Below are 14021 nucleotides of genomic sequence, written 5' to 3' on the forward strand. Positions count from 1 at the left end.
GAGCACCGTGTTGGGGGTGGCCTTCCATATTAGGGATATCAGGTGATCAATCTTCCCAACCTTCTCACTCTGTTCCGTATCCTTGTCATCCCGGTGCTGATCGGGTGTCTGGCAGGTGGTGGCCTGTGGGCTGATATGGCGTTTCTGCTGTATGTTGGCGCCTGTGTGACTGACTATCTCGATGGGGCTCTGGCCCGTCGGCAAGGCCTGACATCAGACCTTGGCAGGATGATGGATCCGATCGCAGACAAGCTCCTTGTCGGGGGGCTTCTCCTGGCACTTGCAGGGATGGGAGGGCTGCGGTTCTGCTCGTTGTATGCAGCCATTCTCATCATGCTTCGGGAAATCATGATCAGCGGGCTGCGGGAGTATATGGCCTCCCGCAATGAGACGATTCCGTCCACCCGTCTGGCCAAATGGAAGACAGGCACACAGATGGTGGCCATCGGTTTCCTGATTCTGGGGGAGGGGGCTTCTACCTCCTTTCATGACGTGACATGGTGCTTTGGCGTAATTGGCGCTGCGCTGCTCTGGCTGTCTGTCATTCCGACGCTTCTGACGGGGACAGACTACCTCAAGGCGACCGTGGCGCAGATGCGGAGATAGACTTGGTGTGAGGTATCTGGCAGCTCGAGATGATGGTGGCAGAAGGTGGGCTGAGCCTTCCTGGGGACAGGTTGCGATGATTGTAAAGGGTAGGGAATGAAAAGCAGGGAAGGAAAGCTAAAGAGGGTAGGCGCTGTCATGTCCTTCTTTGCGGTGGGGTGTACCAGTTTTTCGGTCAGCTGCACGGGTCTGGACAGGCATCTGGGCAGTACGATCAATCCTTTTGGCAATCCGAACATGCCAGATGCCCGGAGCGAGACGGCGCAGCGTGTCCGGGGAGTGAAGCTGAGCACAATGCCTGTTCTTCCCGAGGAGGGGGATGTCTGGCCGGGTCAGCCGGAGCCTGTGCCCAGCCTTCAGGATGTCAGCCGGTCTGACAGGAATTTTGTTGAGAAATGGCAGAAGGCGCGACCACAGCTTGATGCGGATCTCCGGCAGCAGCTCAATGATGGCCAGGGCATGAGTGTCGGGGAAGATGTCGGGCAGCGTTATGGGTCCGGTAAGGGCGTGATGCCCATAGGCAAACCCATTCCATCCCATGTCAAGGATAATGCGCGGCCTTACATGGAGCCCGCAGGGCGGGGTGTGGTTACCATTCCCAATGGTGATGGAACGGATACGCTCATCGCTCCTGATGGCAGCGTGAAGGTTGTCAGTGCGGGCAAGGCGTCCCTGTACGCACATGCCAGAACATTCGGGCATGTTCATTCTTCTGAGGAATCGCGGCAGGAGGCTCAGGCCGAGCTCCAGAAGGCACCGCCGGCAGAACCGCTTTCCCATCTGGAGCGCAGGGCTGGCGGGGGTGCCGTATCCCGGCAGCCAGCCTACAGGGAGCCGACGATTACGGAAGCGCCCCGTCCGCAGCCCAGGGTCGAGGTTCTTCCCGAACCGCAGCGTCCTGTACGTCAGGCGCCAGCCGTTACGGAAGCGCCCCGTCCGCAGCCCAGGGTTGAAGTTCCTCCCGAACCGCAGCGTCCTGTACGTCAGGCGCCAGCCGTTACGGAAGCGCCCCGTCCGCAGCCCAGGGTCGAGGTTCCTTCCGAACCGCAGCGTCCTGTACGTCAGGTACCAGCCGTTACGGAAGCACCCCGTCCGCAGCCTGAGACTGGTGTCGTAGCAGCTCCTCTCCCACAACAGTCTGGAGCTGATGAAGAGATGGGCAGACAGCACAAGCACAGGTCCAAGGGCAAGGCTGGAGCACATCACAGGCATGAGGCTGCAGTGGTGGATGCAGCACAGCCGGTGGTGGAGCCGCATCGGACGCATAGGCATAAGCATACGCAGGCCCGTCAGCATGAGGTGGTGGTTATCGAGAGGGAGCATCACACGGTCGCCGGACGGCATGTGGAAGCACATGCCCAGAAGGAGCGTCATCATTCGAGCAGAAAACGTGATGATGATTACGTGGATGCTCTGGGCTTTGAGGCTCCTGCGAGGTCCCATCGTTCTCATAAGAGTGAAAGGGTTTATCAGTTTGACTGGGACAAATGAGACCAATCTTGTGAGAAAAAGAGCATAATCTGTCTCAATGAGGGTATCGTGGGCTGGAAAGGGCTTGACCTGAAAGGCTCAAGGTATCATTGTCCCGCTCAGGTATAGGGGATGTGCTGCTCCGACACTGATGAAGCAGCGTCCCATCATGCGGCAGCAGTCCGAGGGTAGTATGGCCAAGACAAACGTAATCATGATCCGTCTCGTTTCTTCTGCAGATACGGGTTATTTCTATGTCACGAAGAAGAATGCCCGTACGGCAACGGGGAAGATGGAAGTACGCAAGTACGACCCGGTTGTGCGCAAGCACGTTGTCTTCCGTGAAGCGAAGATCAAGTAATCGTCATTCCATTTGACGAAAAAGAAAGGCGGCCTTTTGGGGCCGCTTTTTTTTTTATGTGTCATTGCCCCCAAGCGTGTAGAAACGCCTTGATGGTTTGCAGGGAAACGTGAGGTGAGCGGGGGCAGAGCCTGCTTATCCTGTCTGTCAATAAAGAGAATTTTTCTCACCGTAGGGAATGACCAGATCGCCCTTGCGGCTGCTGTTGAGCATCACTCGGCTCCGTTCATCCAGCATGTCCGGGTCCAGGGCTCTTTCATTCAGCGCCATGACGCGCCGACGCCAGATGTCCTGCTCCTTATGGGCATCCAGCAGGGCGGACTGTGCCTCTGCCTGAAGTTTCTTCTGTCGTTGATAGGCCTCAATACCAAGAGTCCCATGCAGGGCATTCCAGATGAAATAGGCTGTCAGAAGTAGAAAGAGGAGCGGAGCGAATACAGCACCCAGTCCACGCCGTAGCAGAGCGATCATGCAATGGCTCCTCGGTCTTCATGTTGATCAGGTTGAAACGGTTATCACCTTATAAGCGGTTGGCGGGAGAGGCAAGGTATCTGCCGGCCATGCCAGAGAGAAAATCTGAAGGGGAGGTATAAAAAAGCCCCCACCCGTTTCCAGGTGGAGGCCTTTCCGCAAGTTCAGCCGGGAGAACCGGCTAAACTGCTCCCGTAATTACTTGCGGGCTTTTTTCAGGATGCTGTGACCAGCATACTTGGCGCTCTTGCCCAGCTGCTGCTCAATGCGGATCAGCTGGTTGTACTTGGCCATGCGATCGGAGCGGGAGAGGGACCCGGTCTTGATCTGCCCCGTGTTCACGGCGACGGCGAGGTCGGCAATGGTGCTGTCCTCGGTCTCACCAGAACGGTGGCTCATGACAGTGGTGTAGCCAGCGCGCTGGGCCATTTCCACAGCGTGCAGTGTCTCTGTCAGGGAGCCGATCTGGTTCACCTTCACGAGCAGGGAGTTGGCAACACCCTTCTCGATGCCTTCCTTCAGACGGGCCGGGTTGGTCACGAAGAGATCGTCACCGACCAGCTGGATGCGGTCACCCAGACGCTCCGTCAGCTCTTTCCAGCCTTCCCAGTCATCTTCAGCCAGACCATCCTCGATGGAGACGATCGGGAACTTCTTGGTCAGTTCCTCAAGGTAGGAGACCATCTCGCTGGAGGAGAAGCTCTTGCCTTCGCCCTTCATCTCGTAACGGCCGTTCTTGTAGAACTCGGTGGAGGCACAGTCGAGAGCGATGGTGATGTCCGTACCGAACTTGTAGCCGGCATCGGCAACGGCCTTCTCGATGTACTTCAGGCCTTCCTCTGTGGACTTCAGGTTCGGAGCAAAACCACCTTCATCACCAACGTTGGTGTTCAGGCCGTTCTTGTGCAGCTCTTTCTTCAGACAGGCGAAGATTTCGGAGCCCATGCGGATGGCTTCAGCAACGGAAGAAGCCCCGACCGGCTGGATCATGAATTCCTGGAAGTCGATGGCGTTGTCCGCATGCTCACCACCGTTGATGATGTTCATCATCGGGACCGGCAGAACATGGGCGAATGTGCCGCCAACATAGCGGTACAGCGGCAGGTCCAGCTCTTCAGCTGTGGCACGGGCCACGGCGAGGGACACACCGAGAATGGCATTGGCGCCAAGGCGGCCTTTGTTCGGTGTACCATCAAGGTCGATCATGGCCTGGTCGATGGCGATCTGGTCTTCAGATTCCATGCCACGCAGCTTGTCGGCGATCTCCGTGTTCACGGCGTTGACGGCCTTCAGGACACCCTTGCCGTGGAAGCGTTTTTTGTCGCCATCACGCAGTTCTACAGCTTCGTGGGCACCGGTGGAGGCACCGGAAGGAACAGCGGCACGGCCGGTAACACCGGAGGCCAGTTCAACATCTACCTCAACAGTCGGGTTACCACGGCTGTCCAGAATTTCGCGGGCAATAATATCAACAATAGCGCTCAAGGGACTTCTCCTGACTCTATGCGGCGGACCCCGAACGGCCTATTATCAGCTCGCAGACCGGATCCGCTTTCGCTCTATTTCAGTCTCAAAATCCGCGCCCGAGGTCAATTAAGATGCGACAATTTCCTGTCACGGCTGCCATGCTTGTTGCGCTTGGCGGCGTTTTTCCCTTTCTGGTGGGGGGCTGGCTGTTTCTGGCGGGTGTGCTGACATCCCTGCCACATCTCAGCCAGATCCTTCTGGCCTATGGGGGATGCCTCCTGCCTTTTTATGGGGCTGTACAGTGGGGTTTGCTGGCCAGCAAACCCACGATCATTCCGCCAAAGGGAGAGAGCCTGCGGGACAGGCGGGCGCTTCTTTCAGGGACGTTTGCGTTTCTCTGGGGGTGGCTTGCCCTCTGCGTAGGCCTGCTGGGAAATCTGCGCACAGGCTTCGGGCTGGAGGCAATCGGCTTTGCAGGAATTTTTGCTCTGGAACGAATCGCCAACCGGCATGGTGACCTGCCGCAGGGATATATCATGGTCCGGGCCATCAGCACCGGTCTGTGCGTGATTGGCTTCCTGTTTGCCCTTCTTTCACCGCAAGGCCAGTTTTGAGAGGGAGGAAGGGCCTCTGATCAGAGGCCCTCAGCTTTCACGAGTTCGTCAATCTTTTTGAGTGGGGTCAGCAATGACCGCATTTCAGCAAGGGGGATCATGGTCGGGCCATCACTGGGGGCCGTATCCGGTTCCTGATGGGTCTCGATAAACAGGGCGCTTACACCTGTCGCCAGGGCGGCCCGGGCCAACGGAGCAACGAATTCACGCTGCCCTCCGGTGGCTGTACCCAATCCGCCCGGTTGCTGCACGGAGTGGGTGGCATCGAAGACGACGGGATAGCCGGTGCGCGCCATGATGGGGAGGGCCCGCATGTCGTTGATGAGTGTATTGTAGCCGAAGCAGGTGCCACGTTCGCAGAGCAGGATACGCTCATTGCCGGTAGATTTCAGCTTGTCGACAATGTTCTGCATGTCCTGCGGAGCGAGGAACTGCCCTTTTTTGACATTGATGGCCCGTCCTGTCCGTCCAGCGGCCAGAAGAAGGTCTGTCTGACGGCAGAGAAAAGCCGGAATCTGGAGAACATCCACAGCTTCAGCTGCAGGAGCACACTGTTCCGGTGCGTGAACATCCGTCAGCACAGGAATATTGAAGCGGGACCGGATGTCGGAGAGGATTTTCAACCCTTCCTCCATACCGACACCACGGGCAGCATGGACGGAACTGCGGTTGGCCTTGTCGAAACTGCTTTTGTAAATCAGCTCGATATCCAGCTCCTGACAGAGCCCATGCAGGGCTTCGGCCATGAAGAAGGCGTGATCACGGGATTCGATCTGGCACGGGCCAGCGATCAGCCGGAAGGGCTGATCCTGACCAATGATAAATTTGCCCAGAGGGACGCTCATACATCCTGTTCCCGTGACAGATGTTCTTTTTTTGCCGCGCCGACAAACCCTACGAAAAGCGGGTGCGGGTCGAACGGCTTGGAAAGCAGCTCTGGATGGTACTGCACACCGATAAACCAGGGATGGTCTGGATATTCCACCACCTCGGGCAGAACGCCATCGGGAGACATGCCAGAGAAGCGCAGGGACGTTTTTTCCAGCACGTCACGGTAATGGACGTTGACTTCCCAGCGATGGCGGTGACGCTCACGGATGTCCGTCCGGCCGTAGACCTCTGCAACACGGGAGCCTTCAACCAGTTTGGCCGGATAGGCACCGACACGCATGGTTCCGCCAAGGTCGCCTCCTTCACGGCGGCGCAGCAGTTCCGTGCCACGGGCCCATTCGGTCATCAGGCCGACCAGTGGCTCATCTGTCGGGCCGAACTCCGTGGAGGAGGCCTTCTTCAGGCCTGCGAGGGAGCGGGCACATTCAATAACGGCCATCTGCATCCCGAAGCAGATTCCAAGGAACGGAATCCGGTTTTCACGGGCATAACGGACAGCGTTGATCTTGCCTTCAGACCCACGTTCGCCAAAGCCGCCCGGCACGAGGATGCCATCCATGCCACGCAGCTGCTCTTCAAGACTGGAGGGGTCTTCCAGTTCTTCTGCATCAATCCAGTTCATATGGACACGGACATCCTGCGAGATGCCACCATGCAGAAGGGCCTCGGCAAGGGACTTGTAGCTGTCCAGCAGGGCCGTATATTTGCCGACGATGCCGATGCGGACTTCGCCTTTCGGCTCCCGAACGCCACGGACGATTTTCTCCCAGCGGGAGAGGTCTGGCGCTGTTTCGAACGGCAGGCCGAAATAACGCAGAACTTCACGATCCATGCCCTGCTCGTGATAGGCGATAGGGCAGGCGTAGATTGTATCGACATCCAGCGCTGCAATTACGGCTTCGGGACGGACATTGCAGAAGCTGGCAATTTTCTGCCGCTCTGTCTGCGGAATGGGACGGTCGGAGCGGCAGAGCAGAATCTGCGGCTGGAGGCCGACATTCTGGAGTTCCTTGACGGAATGCTGGGTCGGCTTGGTTTTCAGCTCACCAGCGGAGGGAATGTAAGGCAGGAGGGTCAGGTGAACACACATGGTGTTCTCATGCCCCAGATCATTGCGGAGCTGGCGGATGGCTTCCAGGAAAGGAAGACTCTCAATGTCGCCAACCGTGCCGCCGATTTCAACCAGGACAAAATCGTAGCCATCCGTATCGGTAACCACGGCTTCCTTGATGGCATCCGTGATGTGCGGAATGACCTGGACCGTAGCCCCGAGGTAATCGCCACGGCGTTCCCGGGCGATGACATCGGAGTAAATGCGGCCCGTCGTGGTGTTGTCGGAGCGACGGGCATGAACACCCGTAAAACGCTCGTAATGGCCGAGATCGAGGTCGGTCTCGGCACCGTCATCAGTGATGAACACCTCACCATGCTGATACGGGCTCATCGTGCCCGGATCAACATTCAGATAAGGGTCCAGCTTCCTGATGCGGACCTTGTGCCCACGAGCCTGGAGGAGGGCAGCCAGAGCCGCCGAAGCGATACCTTTACCGAGGGAGGATACAACCCCACCCGTCACAAAAACAAAGCGCGTCATGGGAGGCCCTTATATAGTGAAGAGGGGGGGAAGGGGAAGCAGATTATGTGCTCCGCTTCCCCCAAAAATGGCCTCAGGGATGCTGTGGCTGGGACGGTGCTGTCGGAGCCGCTGGAGCTGCTGGTTGGCTGGCAGGAGGATGGGCCAGAATGTCCCGCGTGTTGCCACCGCTGGAGGCCCCACGGTTCAGCACGGCCAGACACAGGCAGAGAATCATGAAAATGGCAGCCAGAACGGCCGTACCGCGGGTCAGCAGGGTGGCTGTCCCCCGGCCGGACATGAAGGAGCCAAGTCCCTGACTGCTGCCAACGCCGAGACCACCGCCTTCGCTACGCTGGATCAGGATAATGCCGATGAGGGCCAGGGCAACCAGAACAGTGAGGATAAGCAGTAATGTGGTCATGCAGTCAGGTCCAACAGGTTATGGGGAAGGCTGAGGCGTTGTTGCTTCAGCCGCAGCGCCAATGATGTCCAGGAAGCTTCGTGCCTCGAGGCTGGCACTGCCGACAAGCACCCCATCCACTGCCTCTATGGACATGATGGAGGGAGCCTGCACGGAAGTTACAGACCCGCCATACAGGACCGGAACACGAATGTCATCCGTCATGAGTCTCATTGGCAGCAGGGCACGGATCAGCTGGAGCTTTCTCTGGAGCTCTTCCCGGGAGGGTGTGATACCACTGCCGATGGCCCAGACAGGCTCATAGGCCACGATTCCACGGAAGCCCCGTGTCAGGGAGCCCTCAATCTGTGTGGAAAGTACGCTGGCGGCCCGACCTTCGTTCCGTTCGGCCAGATGTTCGCCAATGCAGACGATTGGCGTCAGTCCGGCTGCCGTGGCGGCCTTGACCTTCTGACGGATGACTGCGTCCGTCTCCCCATGGTTCTGGCGCCGTTCGGAATGCCCCAGGATGACATAGCGTGCTCCCATGTCCCGGATCATCGGGGCGGAAATATCCCCCGTGAAGGGCCCGGAGGAGGCCGGGTAACAGTCCTGTGCCCCCAGGGCCAGCTGCTCGTGGGGCAGGCAGACTTCCTTCAGGGCCTGATGGACACCATCGAGCTGCGTGAAAGGCGGACAGATGATGGTGTGAAGGTGGGCTGGCGGCGGGGCTTCTTTCATGCCATGGGCAATGTCCCGTGCGAGCTGTAGGCCGTGCTCGTGGCGAGCCTGCATTTTCCAGTTCCCAATGACGAATTTGGGTACGGTGGTCATTCTGCTCTCCCCGGTCGGCACGATGCATCCACTGCGCATGAGCAGAGAAGGGACACGCCGTGCTGGTCAATCTGTGTCGGCATCTCTATGCTGGGGCAGCTTAGCGGGTTTTCCCGGCTAATGCTATTCTGCCATCAGTAAAGTGATATGCGTCTTCGATGATTACTGCCCTGCGTCATTTCCTGGTTGACTCCTGGCTCGGCCGGGTGATCGCCTTAATGGTTTTCGTGTCTTTTGTTGTACTGGGAGGCACCTTTTTTGGGCTGGGCGGCGGCATGGCCGGTCTGGGCGGTGATACCGTGGTGCAGGTCGGAGCACACAAGATCACCCCTGCCGAGTTTCAGAAAGCCATCCAGAATCAGGTTGCCTCTGTCCTTCAGCAGACGGGTGGTTCGGCTGAATTCCTGAAGACCCCGCAGGGACGGCAGGAGATCGGCCATACGGCCCTGCGCAGTCTCATTCTGGTGCATGAGGGAGAACTGGCTGGCAGGCGGAATGGCCTCAATCCTGGGGATGAAACGATTCGTGGGGTTGTTTTTGCCATGCCGGATTTCCAGGATCCCAGTGGCCGCTTTGACCCGCAGAAGATGGAGGCGGTGCTCGGGCGTAACAATATGAGTCATCAGGATCTGACGCAGGAAGTACGGCGCATGCTTTATGGTAGTGCCACTCTGCTTGCATTCGGTAAAACCGTGCAGCCCCCGGCGCAGGAGCTGGATTGGCTGATGAACTATATCGGTCATGGCGCCGTGGTGGATATGGTGCGTCTGCCGTTCTCTCTGGGAGAGGTGTCTGCCCAACCGACTGATGGGCAGCTGAAGCGTTATTATCAGAACCATCTCTGGCAGTTCCGGCAGCCGGAGTACCGTCATGCCCGGATCGTGATCATGACGGCAGGCAGTGTCGCAAAGACGATCCAGATTTCTGATGAGGACCTCCAGGCGGCATACAGGATGAAGATGCAGGACCCCGCCGAGGCGGCCCGGCATAACAGTCCGGAACTGCGCTCCATTGAGGTGCTGGCCGTGACGGATGAGGCTACGGCAAAGAGTCTGGCGGCAGCATGGCGGGGAGGGCAGTCTTGGGCGGCTTTGCAGAAGCAGCACCCCAAAGCCATTCCTGCCACGTTGAATGACGCCCGTCTGACCGATCTGCCTGATGAGGCCTTGGGCAAGGCAGCGTTTGCCACGCCGGAGGGTCATGTTTCCGCACCTGTTCGTACGGCCGCTGGCTGGAGCGTGGTACATGTGCTGTCCGTCAAGCCTGCGAGACATGCCAGTTTTGAAAGCCTGAAGGACAGTCTCCGTGAGGATCTGGCCAATGAACGGGCGACGGCCATGCTGAAGGACCGTCAGAGAGCCTTTGAGGAGGCCGTGGCCGGGTCTGTCACGCTGGACAAGGTTCCGGCCGACATTGGTGCTTTCCCTCTGGAAGGCAGTCTGGATTCCCATGGCAATCTGCCGGGCGGGGAGCCTGCTCCTTTGCCGGGTGATGCCGCCCTGCGTCAGGCTCTGATAGAGCAGGTCTTCAGTCAGAAGAAAGATGAGCCGCCGCATGTCGTGACCGGACCGGATGGCAGTGCTTTTGCCGTGCTGGTGGATGGTGTCACGCCGGGCAGGCAGGAGCCGTACGAGGCCGTGCAGCAGGCCGTCAAGGATGCCTGGCTGGCGGATGCCCGGAAACACGCCACTGAGCAGAGGGTCACCGCCCTGTATCAGCAGGCGAAAAAAGAGGGGCTGCGTCAGGCTCTGGCAGGACAGAAAGAGGAAGCCATGCTCCAGAAGGATGAGCATTTTTCTCGCCTCCAGCTGCGGAACGATGTGCCCGCCCTCATTCTCAGGGCGGCGCTTGAGCAGAAACAGGGACAGACAGCCATGCTCCAGGAGGGAGATGGCTACTGGCTTGTCAATGTGACAGGGCAGTATGCGGAATCACCGACCATGATGCAGGCCATCCGGCAGCGTCAGGCAAGCCTGATAGCCGGGGCTTACCGCAATGATCTTCAGGAGACGCTGGGCATGTCCTATACCCGGGAGGCTCCTCCCCGTCATTTCAATGCAGCTCTGTTCAGTGATGTGAACGAGAGGGTGCTGAGCATGATTTCAGGAAGGTTGGGCCAGCAGTGAGCAGGATATTACATAGGGTAGAAGCAGCCGATCTGCTGACACCGCTCTCGGTTTTTCTCCGTCTTTCCCGTCTGGTGGATGATCCGTACCGCCTCTTTTTCGAGAGTGTGGAGGGAGGCGCTGCCAGAGGGCGGTATTCCATCATAGCCCTGCTGCCGGATACGGTCTGGCGCTGCAAGGATGGTCAGGCATTCCGTGATGGAAGGCCGGAAGAGGCGGCTCCATTGGTGTCGCTGAAGGCTCTGCTTGATGAGAGCCGTATGGACCTGCCGGAGGGGTTGCCCCCGATGATTGGGGGTGTCTTTGGCGTGCTGGGCTATGACATGGTCCGGCAGATGGAAGACCTTCCCAACCCGCCGCCGAATGACCTGGACCTGCCAGAAGGGGTGATGATCCGTCCCCGGCTGTTTGCTGTGTTCGATACGGTGCGGGACGAGCTGATTCTGGCCACCCCGTTGCGTGATGGCATGGCCAGGGCAGAAGGGGAGGCGCTGCTGGAGAAGGCTGTGGCCGCTCTGCGGCAGCCCGTTGCTGACCCGGCAGAGACCCTGCCAGAGGGAACCCGGCTGGCGGAGCCTGTTTCCAACATCACGCATGAGGCTTTCCTCCAGAAGGTGAGGACGGCGCAGGATTATATTGCAGCGGGTGATGCCTTCCAGATTGTTCCGAGCCAGCGTTTCACGACAGCGTTTCCCCTGTCGTCACTGGCCCTGTATCGCAGTTTGCGGCGCATCAATCCGGCACCGTTCCTGTTTTTGATGGAGCTGGGTGAATTCACCCTCGTAGGGTCGTCCCCGGAGATTCTGGTGCGGATGCGGGATGGTATCGTAACGGTCCGTCCTCTGGCCGGAACCCGGCCCCGCGGGCGGGATCGGGCCCATGATCTGGCACTGGAGAAAGAGCTGCTCGCTGATGGCAAGGAGCTTGCCGAGCATCTCATGTTGATCGACCTGGGCAGGAACGATGTGGGGCGTGTGTCCCAGCTCGGGACCGTGGAGGTGCCCGACCGTTTCGTGGTGGAGCGCTACAGCCATGTCATGCATATTTCATCGACCGTGACGGGCCGGGTGAAGCCGGGGTGCGGGGCGCTGGATGCTCTCTCGGCTGCTTTCCCGGCGGGAACGCTGACCGGGGCGCCGAAGATACGCACCATGGAAATCATTGACGAGCTGGAGCCCACCCGGCGTGGCCCTTATGCCGGGTGTGTCGGCTATTTCGGAGCGGATGGTGACATGGATACCTGCATCGGTCTGCGCATGGCCCTGCTGAAGGATGGCCAGATGCATGTGCAGGCCGGTTGCGGTGTCGTGGCGGAATCTGACCCTGAGTCGGAATATCAGGAGACGAGAGCCAAGGCCCGGGCGCTCTTCACTGCTGCGGAGGCGGCCATTGGTCAGGCTGTTCATAATGGGCAGCAGGCGTTTTCTGGGGAAGGGGGGTGTAATTCCTCATCCCGCACATCATCTGAGAAAGCAGATATGACCTCTGGATGTGAGGAGAGAGTCAGATGATCCTGCTGATTGATAACTATGACAGTTTCACTTTCAATCTGGTGCATCATTTCGGAGCACTGGGTGTGGAATGTGCGGTGAAACGGAATGATGCGCTGACCGCAGACCGGGCGCTGGAGATGAATCCTTCTGCCATTGTGCTGTCTCCCGGCCCCTGTTCTCCCGATGAAGCGGGTATCTGCTGTGAGCTGATTGAAAAAGCAGCGGGGAAGGTCCCCGTGCTGGGTGTCTGTCTGGGCCACCAGTCCATTGGGCAGGTCTTCGGGGCGAAGGTCGTCCGGTCTGCCGTGCCGATGCATGGCAAGATCAATGCCATCCATCACGATGGCAGCGGGGTCTTTGCCGGGCTGCCCGACCCGGTGGATATGGTGCGCTATCACAGCCTGACGCTGGACCCGGACAGCATACCGGATTCGCTCATCGTCAATGCAAGGACGGAGGATGGTGTCATCATGGGGGTCCGTCACCGGGAGCATCCGATCCATGGTGTGCAGTTCCACCCTGAAAGCATTGCCTCCAATTCCGGGCGTGACCTTCTGGCCAACTTTTTGCGACTGGCCAATGTTCTTCCGCAGAAAGAGGGTGCAACTGGCTGATGGGCGGGCAGGAGAAGCCATTTGCGTCTTTTCTCAGGAAAGTCGCCGCCAGAAAGGAGCTGGATGTTTCTGAGGCGGAGCAGGCTTTCAGGCTCATCATGCAGGGAGCCGTTTCGGATATTGAACTTGCCGCTTTCCTGACAGCCCTTCAGATGCGGGGAGAGACCGTTGAGGAGCTTTCAGGTGCTGTGCAGGCCGTGCGGCGGAGTATGCAGGCCTTGCAGAAGGTGCCGGATGACACGGTGGATGTCTGCGGCACAGGGGGCGATGGCCTGGGAACATTGAATGTCTCCACAGCCACGGCCTTTGTTCTGGCTGGGCTGGGCGTGCCCGTGGCCAAGCACGGGGGGCGGGCCCTGTCTTCCCGGGCCGGGGCAACGGATGTTCTGGAAGCTCTGGAGATTCCTGCCGATGCGGACCATGCCCGGCAGGAAAAACGTCTGAGGCAGGAAAATCTCGCTTTTCTGGCAGCGCCGTTCCATCACCCGGCCATGCGTGTGGCTGCACCTGTTCGCAAACAGCTTGGTTTCAGGACACTCTTCAACCTTCTGGGGCCGCTCTGCAATCCGGCGCGGGTCCGGCGGCAGCTGGTGGGCGTGTTTGATGAAGTCTGGTGCCGGCCAGTGGCCCGGGTGCTGGGTGAGTTGGGGGCTGTTTCCGCTTGGGTTGTGCATGGTCATACGGATGAAGGCGGAATTGATGAACTGACTCTCGCCGGCCCAACACACAATGATGTGTGGGAGAATGGGGAGATCATTTCTTTTGACCTGACACCGGAAATGGCCGGTCTGCCGCATTACGGCATTGCCGCCCTGAAGGGGGGAGACCCCATCTGCAATGCCCAGCGCATGAGGGCTCTTTTTGCAGGAGAAACAGGCTGTTATCGGGATACGGTGCTGTTGAATGCAGCTGTTGGCCTGCATGTTGCCGGGCGGGGGAATCTGCTTGAGAGTGGCCGTCTCTCTGTTCCCGCTCTGAGGCGCAACGTGGCCGAGGCAGCCCGCTCCCTTGATGAAGGGCTGGCCCGGAAGGCTTTAATCCGGGCTCAAACGGGTGTAAGTGCTCAGGACTGAACGCTAGAACCGTTCGGTAATGTTC

At 58.9% G+C, this 14021-nt stretch carries 14 protein-coding genes; 8 read left to right on the forward strand and 6 right to left on the reverse strand.

Annotation, left to right across the window (positions count from 1 at the left end; translation table 11 throughout):
• The first annotated feature begins 42 nt into the window (after window positions 1-42).
• From pgsA to rpmG, 3 genes are all read left to right on the forward strand, one after another.
• Entirely contained in the window at window positions 43-606 is a 564-nt protein-coding gene (gene pgsA / locus GM608_RS03665; RefSeq protein ID WP_081563091.1) for a CDP-diacylglycerol--glycerol-3-phosphate 3-phosphatidyltransferase, read from the forward strand.
• Between the two features lie 138 nt (window positions 607-744).
• Window positions 745-2097 (forward strand): hypothetical protein, encoded by a 1353-nt coding sequence (locus GM608_RS03670; RefSeq protein WP_333645033.1) that lies wholly within the window; start codon window positions 745-747, stop codon window positions 2095-2097.
• Between the two features lie 172 nt (window positions 2098-2269).
• The gene (rpmG, locus tag GM608_RS03675) at window positions 2270-2437 is read left to right on the forward strand and encodes a 50S ribosomal protein L33 (RefSeq protein WP_043561310.1); all 168 of its coding nucleotides are present in this window, start codon (window positions 2270-2272) and stop codon (window positions 2435-2437) included.
• A gap of 147 nt (window positions 2438-2584) precedes the next feature.
• Here rpmG and GM608_RS03680 read toward each other — a convergent pair whose 3' ends face one another.
• Together GM608_RS03680 and eno are read right to left on the reverse strand one after the other, a co-directional pair.
• Window positions 2585-2908, reverse strand: coding sequence for a septum formation initiator family protein (locus GM608_RS03680; protein ID WP_043560387.1), 324 nt, complete (start codon window positions 2906-2908; stop codon window positions 2585-2587).
• Window positions 2909-3106: 198 nt separating this feature from the next.
• Window positions 3107-4393 (reverse strand): phosphopyruvate hydratase, encoded by a 1287-nt coding sequence (gene eno, locus GM608_RS03685; RefSeq protein WP_043560384.1) that lies wholly within the window; start codon window positions 4391-4393, stop codon window positions 3107-3109.
• A 113-nt stretch (window positions 4394-4506) separates the two neighbouring features.
• Between eno and GM608_RS03690 the strand changes: the two genes are divergently transcribed.
• Complete coding sequence (locus GM608_RS03690; RefSeq protein WP_086431032.1) at window positions 4507-4989, forward strand: DUF3429 domain-containing protein; 483 nt, start codon at window positions 4507-4509, stop codon at window positions 4987-4989.
• A 20-nt stretch (window positions 4990-5009) separates the two neighbouring features.
• On the opposite strand, the gene kdsA is transcribed toward GM608_RS03690, so the two are convergent.
• The 4 genes from kdsA to tpiA all read right to left on the reverse strand — a co-directional run bounded on the left by kdsA (window position 5010) and on the right by tpiA (window position 8690).
• The gene (gene kdsA / locus GM608_RS03695) at window positions 5010-5834 is read right to left on the reverse strand and encodes a 3-deoxy-8-phosphooctulonate synthase (RefSeq protein WP_333645034.1); all 825 of its coding nucleotides are present in this window, start codon (window positions 5832-5834) and stop codon (window positions 5010-5012) included.
• A complete protein-coding gene (locus tag GM608_RS03700) occupies window positions 5831-7474 on the reverse strand; it encodes a CTP synthase (protein ID WP_043560366.1) in 1644 nt (547 codons plus the stop codon). Before GM608_RS03700 ends, kdsA begins: the two co-directional genes overlap by 4 nt.
• Window positions 7475-7547: 73 nt before the next feature.
• Complete coding sequence (gene secG, locus GM608_RS03705) at window positions 7548-7877, reverse strand: preprotein translocase subunit SecG (protein ID WP_043560365.1); 330 nt, start codon at window positions 7875-7877, stop codon at window positions 7548-7550.
• Between the two features lie 18 nt (window positions 7878-7895).
• Window positions 7896-8690 carry a triose-phosphate isomerase gene (tpiA, locus tag GM608_RS03710; protein ID WP_043560363.1) on the reverse strand — a complete coding sequence of 265 codons (795 nt, stop codon included), beginning with the start codon at window positions 8688-8690 and terminating at the stop codon, window positions 7896-7898.
• Between the two features lie 158 nt (window positions 8691-8848).
• Between tpiA and GM608_RS03715 the strand changes: the two genes are divergently transcribed.
• Genes GM608_RS03715 through trpD form a run of 4 tightly spaced genes read left to right on the forward strand, consistent with a single transcriptional unit; the run spans window position 8849 to window position 13996 of the window.
• Window positions 8849-10816 (forward strand): peptidyl-prolyl cis-trans isomerase, encoded by a 1968-nt coding sequence (locus tag GM608_RS03715; RefSeq protein WP_333645035.1) that lies wholly within the window; start codon window positions 8849-8851, stop codon window positions 10814-10816.
• Window positions 10813-12327, forward strand: a complete 1515-nt coding sequence (locus tag GM608_RS03720) for a chorismate-binding protein (RefSeq protein WP_333645036.1) — start codon at window positions 10813-10815, stop codon at window positions 12325-12327. The genes GM608_RS03715 and GM608_RS03720 overlap by 4 nt, the downstream gene beginning before the upstream one ends.
• Window positions 12324-12923 (forward strand): aminodeoxychorismate/anthranilate synthase component II, encoded by a 600-nt coding sequence (locus tag GM608_RS03725; protein WP_043560360.1) that lies wholly within the window; start codon window positions 12324-12326, stop codon window positions 12921-12923. Before GM608_RS03720 ends, GM608_RS03725 begins: the two co-directional genes overlap by 4 nt.
• On the forward strand, window positions 12923-13996 hold the full coding sequence (trpD, locus tag GM608_RS03730) for an anthranilate phosphoribosyltransferase (RefSeq protein WP_333645037.1): 1074 nt from the start codon (window positions 12923-12925) through the stop codon (window positions 13994-13996). The genes GM608_RS03725 and trpD overlap by 1 nt, the downstream gene beginning before the upstream one ends.
• Window positions 13997-14021: the final 25 nt, after the last annotated feature.

The organism is Bombella sp. ESL0380 (genome assembly GCF_009725805.1).
GTDB lineage: Bacteria > Pseudomonadota > Alphaproteobacteria > Acetobacterales > Acetobacteraceae > Bombella > Bombella apis.